Below are 6,270 nucleotides of genomic sequence, written 5' to 3'. Positions count from 1 at the left end.
GTAAGCGGGTTCTATTACCTGTTCAAAGAGAGAAGGATCAAGGCCATGGTAATAGCCCTCTCTTTACTTGTCGCTTCTTATTCGATCTTAACTTACGAGAGGAACAGGGCATGGAGAGATGAGTTTACTTTATGGAATGACACGGCGCATAAATCACCCGGGAAAGCGAGGCCCTATACCAGCCGCGGAGTAGCTTATAATGTAAAAGGCAGTTATGACCTGGCTATCTCGGACTTCAGCAGAGCCATTGAATTAGACCCTAATGACGCCAAGGCCTATGTAGGCAGGTCAGGGGCCTATGGCCCTAGAGGCGATCTGGACCAGGTGATATCCGACTGTAACAAAAGTATAGAGATCAATCCTGATCTGGTCGACGCATATTATAACAGAGGTTTAGCTTATCAAGAGATGGGCAAGATAGATCTGGCCATTGCCGACTATAATAAAACAATCGAAATTGATCCCGCGCATCCCAGGGCTTACATCAATAACAATATTGTCTCTAAAGCCTATATCAATAGGGGTATTGCTTATGTCATTAAGAGAGATTATAATCAGGCGATTTTTGATTACACTAAAGTCATTGAAAGCGACTCTAATGCCGGAGAAGCCTATAAAAACCGGGCGGTCGCATATTACTTCAGAAAAGAATATGACAAAGCCTGGGATGATGTGAATATGGCAGAAAAGTTAGGTTATAGATCGCATCCGGGATTCCTCGAAGAGCTGAGGAAAGCTTCGGGCAGATAAATAACAGATTTATGTTGCAGAGGGTTTCTATTCAGGGTAAAATATCTCTACAAAGAAAGGGGGGCAGGGGTAATGAGAAAGATATTCGTAGCGGTTAGTTGCATTACTTTTTGTTTTTCCTTGATTGCCGGCGCCGGTAAATTGTGCGCTCAGGAGAATGCCTCAAATACAGATTTGAAACAAGAGGTGAATTCTGATAAGCAGGATATTAAAGCCGCGCACCAGGCCATGAAGCAGAATGCTCAAGCGGCCAGGACGGAAGAGAAACAATTGCAGCAGCAGATAAAAGACGCTGTCGCGTCAGGAGATATGGCGACTGCCAATCAGCTTAAGGCGCAGTTGAAGAGTACACATCAGGAAAATGTGCAAGAGAAGAAACAGGATATACAAAATTTAAAAGCTCAGAAAAAAGAATTAAGACAGGATACTAAAGGCGCTCGCCGCGCAGGTTATCCACCGCCGCCACCAAGACCCCTGAGAGTCGATAGAGACAATAATCCGCCCGGTCCTAGAGGCGGACCCGGCACGAATTGGGAAAACCCTGCCGGTCCCGCAGGCGGACCTGGCGCGAGCCCCGACAGACGCAAATAAAAGTTTTAGGGGTCAAGTTCCAATAGAAGCATAGCAAAGGCAGACCGTGATGAATAAGAGAATATTAATAGCAGCCTTGATTGTCGTATTGTGTGTACTCTCTTTTTTACTCATCAGGAATATGTTACTGCCCAAAGAAGAAATAATATTGGACCAGGCCAATAAGACATTTATTGTAAAAGGGGATGTGAAGATAAAAGGCCCTGAAGACGGCGCCAAGTGGCGGAAGATGGACTCCTCCACCATCCTTAAAAAAGGGGATACCGTAGAGACCGCCGGAGATTCGACAGTTGACATAATCATCGGTGATAATACCGATAAAGCGGTCAAGCTGGAAGAGAAGAGCCGCGTTGAGTTTCAGGGCATAAACCCCGCATACTTGAATTTTTCAAAAGGAAAGATACGCGTAACGCTGAAAAAGCTGGAACCCAAATCTTCATTTATTGTAAAGACGCCGATAGCGATATGCGGCGCAAGGGGGACGGCATGGTTAGAGGAAGCGAGCGCGGATAAGACCAAGATATCTGTATTTGAAAGCAACGTATATATATGCGGAATTGATGATCGCGGAAGGCCGAACACGAAAAAATATATTACAAGCGAAGGAACGGAGAGGGATGTTGAAAAGGGCCGGCGCGTAAGCGAAGCCCGGAAGATATCGGAAAACGATTTGATGGATTGGCAGCGTTGGGGCAAGAGCATCGAGTTCCTTAGGCAGGGGAAGGTCCTGGTAGATGATTTCGACATAAAAGAGAATTTTAACAATCTGAAGGGCCCCCTGGGTTCCTGGAACGTGTTCTATTCCGACCCGAACCAGTACTGTAGAGACGAATTTACCGATCTGGAAAGGGTGGGCGATAAAGGGTATAGTTTAAAATTGACTTATGATGTCGATTCGCCGTTCTCCGCGTATAACGGTTTTTTTACGTATTTAATGGATATAGATCTTTCCGGTTATAAGTATCTTGTATTTTATATAAAAGGCGACAAGAAGGCGGGTTTTACAGAGAAATTGAATCTTGAGCTCAAGAATGATAAAAAACAGGTAGGGAGGCTGTTCATTGAGGGTATAACGGATGAGTGGAAAAAGATGGTGATCCCGTTAGGGCAGTTTACGGGCATAAATGATTTTAAAGATATGAAGGAATTCGTGATAGTGTTTAGCGATATAGGCGTCACTAAAAAAGAGGGCGTTATATATATAGACGACATCTATTTTTCAAAGGCCGAACCAGGCGTTAAATAGCAGGAAAGAAAACAATAAAAAACCCTACGTGCACTAAATGCGTTGTAGGGTTTTTTTATCAGTCGGAGATTTGTTTATTCTTCGACTGACTCCACCTTTACGTTGAATGTGGTGCCTCTGACACCCACTATCGACGTAGGGGTCTTAACCTCAAACCTTGAATTCTCGCCGTGGATTTTCTGCGCTTTTATAAGGACTTCACCCATTGCCAGGTCGAGAAGTGTTTGCGAAGTATCCGTTTGTGGATCGGCTGTCAATTCGGCAAGCGACATCTGAGAACCCTCTTTTACTTCGACCATAGCGACCTTACCATTATCGATGTCTACGAGAGCCCATGACCCCGGAGCAGTCTTAAGAGTATCCCCCTCATTCATCACCATTCCGGCGCTGGCTGGAGACCAAACAGCTTGACCTATCGGTTTTATCTCAGCTGTTCCGTTGAGGCTTGTGATCTTGGCACTGCGCTTTTCCACAGCGTAACCAGTAACCGCTATGCCTAATATCAGCGCTATTATACAGATAATTCTGAGAGTTTTCATTTTCTTTCCCTCCTACTTTAAATATACCTGATAAAACATAAAAAGTCAATGGAGTGGGCAACTAATATATTTTTGTTAGGCATTGATTAAAAGTTAGATCTAGTGTATACTTTATGATAATATAATTAGATATTATAGTGATTTTGTGCGTTAATCTTCTTTATGTTGGAGAATAAAAAGTATGCATAAGATGAGAAAAGTAAGGATATTATTTACATTAGTATTCATGATTTCGCTTGCGTCTGTTTACGTATATGCCGAGAATGTTACGCAAAAGAAAACCGCGGATAAAATATCTGCGGAAGATGGGCAGACTGTAGAGTTTTCGGTCAAGGTACAGAAGCCCGTTGGCGACGTCGAATCAAAAGTGCCGGATACCGCTAAGGCTAAGACTGTGATGAGTCAGCAGGCAATAGACCAGCAGATAGTAGAGTGTAAAAGTGAGCTTAAAGAGATAGTTAAAGATGCCGAGACCAGCCTTAAAAAGATTGATGAAGAGTCTAAGGCAATAGAGAGCGACAAGGCAGCCGCTAAACATCTAAACGCGGCAGATATGTTTTTTGCCGCAGGCAAATTAGTTGAAGCTAAAAAGGAGTATGGCTCGGCAATGGCCATGGCCGGTACTCCGTCGATGAAGACGATGATAAAAGATAAGGAGCGGGCCCTTGATGAGCAGGTGAAGCAGATAGAGCTGCAGAACCGGAAAGCCGCTCAGGAGGCCGCCGATAAAGCGAAGTTAGAGGCCAGGAAGAGGGCTGAAGAAGAAGCCTCGACAAGGAAAGCGGCTAAAGAGAAGTCGGCAGCGGAGAAGAAAGCCGCGGAAGAGAAAAGGGTTTCCGAAAAGAAAGCCGCTCAGGAAGCCGCTAAACAGGCGAAGCTGGAGGCAAAGAAGAAGGCCGAGGAAGAGATGGCTAGGAAAAAAGCTGAGAAAGAAATGGCGAAGCGGAAAGCCGAGGAAGAGATAGCTAAGAAGAGAGCCGAGGAAGAAATGGCCAGGAAGAAGGCTGAAGAAGAAAAGGCCGCGAAGAAGGCCGAAAAAGAAATGGCGAAGAAGAAGGCGGAGGAGGAAATAGCTAGAAAGAAAGCTGAGAAAGAAATGGCGAGGAAGAGAGCCGAGGAAGAAATGGCCGCGAAGAAGGCGGCGGAAGAAATAGCCAGACAGAAAGCCACTCAGGAATCCGCAGCGAAAATTCAAGGGAGCCCGGCCGTCACAGCAGGAGAGACGGCAGGGAAAGCCAGTGGTTCCGTGACTGATCGGATCATCGCATCTCTTCCAGAGGCATCGACGGCGGCGGTTCAGGCGCCATCAGGATACGAGAGGCCCGCTCCCGTACCGCCGAGCGCGGCCGGAGAAGAGGTTTCCGCTATGTACAGGGAAGCGGTAGCGTTATACTGGGATGGTAAATATAGCGAAGCCAGGATGAAATTCGAACAGGTCCAAAAGGCGTCTCCTGAATACGCCCGTACGAATTATTATTTGGGGCGCGTGAAAGAGAAGCTGAACAAGTAAATTTATTTTCCCACATCCGGCCAATCTACCCAAAAATAATATTTTCAGGCCGATATCAGAGATATCGGCACTTAGCCTACAATACGGCTGAATAAACTAGGAGGTTACTATGAAGACATTGATCACATACTATTCATTTAGCGGCAATACAGATAGAGTGGCTAATATCTTTGCCGATAAATTAAAGGCCAATGGCGAGGTATTTCTACAAAGGCTTAAGCCTGCAGATGAAATCACCAATTTTGCCGCCCAGTGCCGGGCCGCTTTCACGAAAAAGCGCGCGAAACTCGACGCCGCGGTAAATTTTGACGCGAGTCCGTTCGATCTCGTGATACTGGGCTGTCCGGTATGGGCATTCGCCCCTGTTCCGGCGATGAACAGTTATCTGGATAACCTTAAAGGCCTTAACGGCAAACGCGTTGTAGTCGTCTTGACATCCGGCAGCGGACTTGGAGTCACGAGATGCTTCAAAAATATAAGAGACATATTACAGGGTAAAGGGGCCTCTTCCGTGGATGAGATAAACATTCCCGATCGGAAGCAGGGAGACGCCGGATTTATAGCGGCAACCGTTTCAAAATACTTATAACGAAAGGTCCCGGGTAATGCGCGTTGCGATGTATTATGCCAATAATGATGTGAGGCTCGAGGAGATGGCTAAACCTGTCATCGGCGACGGCGAGCTGCTGGTCCGTATTGAGGCCTCCGGTATTTGCGGCAGCGATGTGATGGAGTGGTACAGGATACACAGGGTGCCTCTGGTCCTTGGCCATGAGATCGCGGGAATTGTAGTTGAAGCCGGCAAAGGCGTCACGCGTTTTAAAACAGGCGACCGGGTCGCTGTCGCGCATCATGTGCCGTGCGGAGAGTGCCGTTATTGCGCCGCTGGCCATGAGACGGTTTGCGATACGCTTCGTAAGACCAATTTTGACCCGGGCGGATTTTGCGAATATGTGAGAGTGCCCGGAATTAATGTCGAGAAAGGGGTTTTCCCTCTGCCTGATAACGTCTCGTTTGAGGACGCCACATTTATCGAACCGCTTGCCTGTGTCCTGCGCGGCCAGCGCCGGGCAAATCTTAAAGAAGGCGATACCGTTCTCATAATCGGAAGCGGCATATCGGGGCTCCTTCATATAAAAGCGGCGCGTTCAAATGCCGCCGGACGCATATTCGCGACGGATATTTCAAACTTCAGGCTCGACGCCGCTAAGAGGGCCGGCGCCGATTATGCTATAAACGCAAAAGAGTATGGTCCCGAGAAACTGAGGAAGCTGAATGGCGGATATCTTGCTGATCTGGTGATAATCTGCGCGAGCGCTGAAAGCGCGTTCGAGCAGGCCTTGAGGTCTGTTGAGCGCGGCGGCACAGTACTGATATTCTCGGCAGCGGGTAAGGATGCCTCGCTTCCGGTCTCAACGAATGATATATTCTGGCGGAGCGAGGTTACCGTGACAAGCTCTTATGCGGGAAGCCCGCAGGACCACCTTGACGCGCTGGATAAAATATGCCTTGAAAAAATAAGTGTTTATGATATGATAACGCACCGGCTCGCTCTGAGAGAGACGGGCCTGGGGTTCAGGCTTGTCTCGGAGGCAAAAGAGTCGATCAAAGTAATTATCGAACCGCAAAAATAG

General features: G+C 47.1%; 6 protein-coding genes and 1 pseudogene. 6 read left to right on the top strand and 1 reads right to left on the bottom strand.

Features of this window, described 5'->3' with window-relative positions; genetic code table 11:
- The 3 genes and pseudogenes from NTY76_03070 to NTY76_03060 all read left to right on the top strand — a co-directional run.
- On the top strand, positions 1 to 750 hold a 750-nt coding region (locus NTY76_03070), incomplete at its 5' end, for a tetratricopeptide repeat protein (GenBank protein MCX5678071.1).
- Positions 751 to 1,233: 483 nt separating this feature from the next.
- Positions 1,234 to 1,338: pseudogene (locus NTY76_03065) on the top strand (hypothetical protein).
- Between the two features lie 52 nt (positions 1,339 to 1,390).
- The gene (locus NTY76_03060) at positions 1,391 to 2,587 is read left to right on the top strand and encodes a FecR domain-containing protein (protein ID MCX5678070.1); all 1,197 of its coding nucleotides are present in this window, start codon (positions 1,391 to 1,393) and stop codon (positions 2,585 to 2,587) included.
- A gap of 74 nt (positions 2,588 to 2,661) precedes the next feature.
- Here NTY76_03060 and NTY76_03055 read toward each other — a convergent pair whose 3' ends face one another.
- Positions 2,662 to 3,126, bottom strand: a complete 465-nt coding sequence (locus NTY76_03055) for a FecR domain-containing protein (protein MCX5678069.1) — start codon at positions 3,124 to 3,126, stop codon at positions 2,662 to 2,664.
- Positions 3,127 to 3,307: 181 nt separating this feature from the next.
- Between NTY76_03055 and NTY76_03050 the strand changes: the two genes are divergently transcribed.
- The 3 genes from NTY76_03050 to NTY76_03040 all read left to right on the top strand — a co-directional run bounded on the left by NTY76_03050 (position 3,308) and on the right by NTY76_03040 (position 6,270).
- Positions 3,308 to 4,636: a hypothetical protein gene (locus tag NTY76_03050; GenBank protein MCX5678068.1), complete on the top strand. Its 1,329-nt coding sequence runs from the start codon at positions 3,308 to 3,310 to the stop codon at positions 4,634 to 4,636.
- Between the two features lie 109 nt (positions 4,637 to 4,745).
- Positions 4,746 to 5,225: an NAD(P)H-dependent oxidoreductase gene (locus tag NTY76_03045; protein MCX5678067.1), complete on the top strand. Its 480-nt coding sequence runs from the start codon at positions 4,746 to 4,748 to the stop codon at positions 5,223 to 5,225.
- 16 nt (positions 5,226 to 5,241) lie between these two features.
- On the top strand, positions 5,242 to 6,270 hold the full coding sequence (locus NTY76_03040; GenBank protein ID MCX5678066.1) for a zinc-dependent dehydrogenase: 1,029 nt from the start codon (positions 5,242 to 5,244) through the stop codon (positions 6,268 to 6,270).

This window comes from Candidatus Omnitrophota bacterium (assembly GCA_026387175.1).
GTDB lineage: Bacteria > Omnitrophota > Gorgyraeia > 2-01-FULL-45-10 > 2-01-FULL-45-10 > CAIMPC01.
The sequence above is the reverse complement of the archived record's forward strand: the minus strand, read 5'-3'. Positions and strand labels throughout refer to the sequence as shown.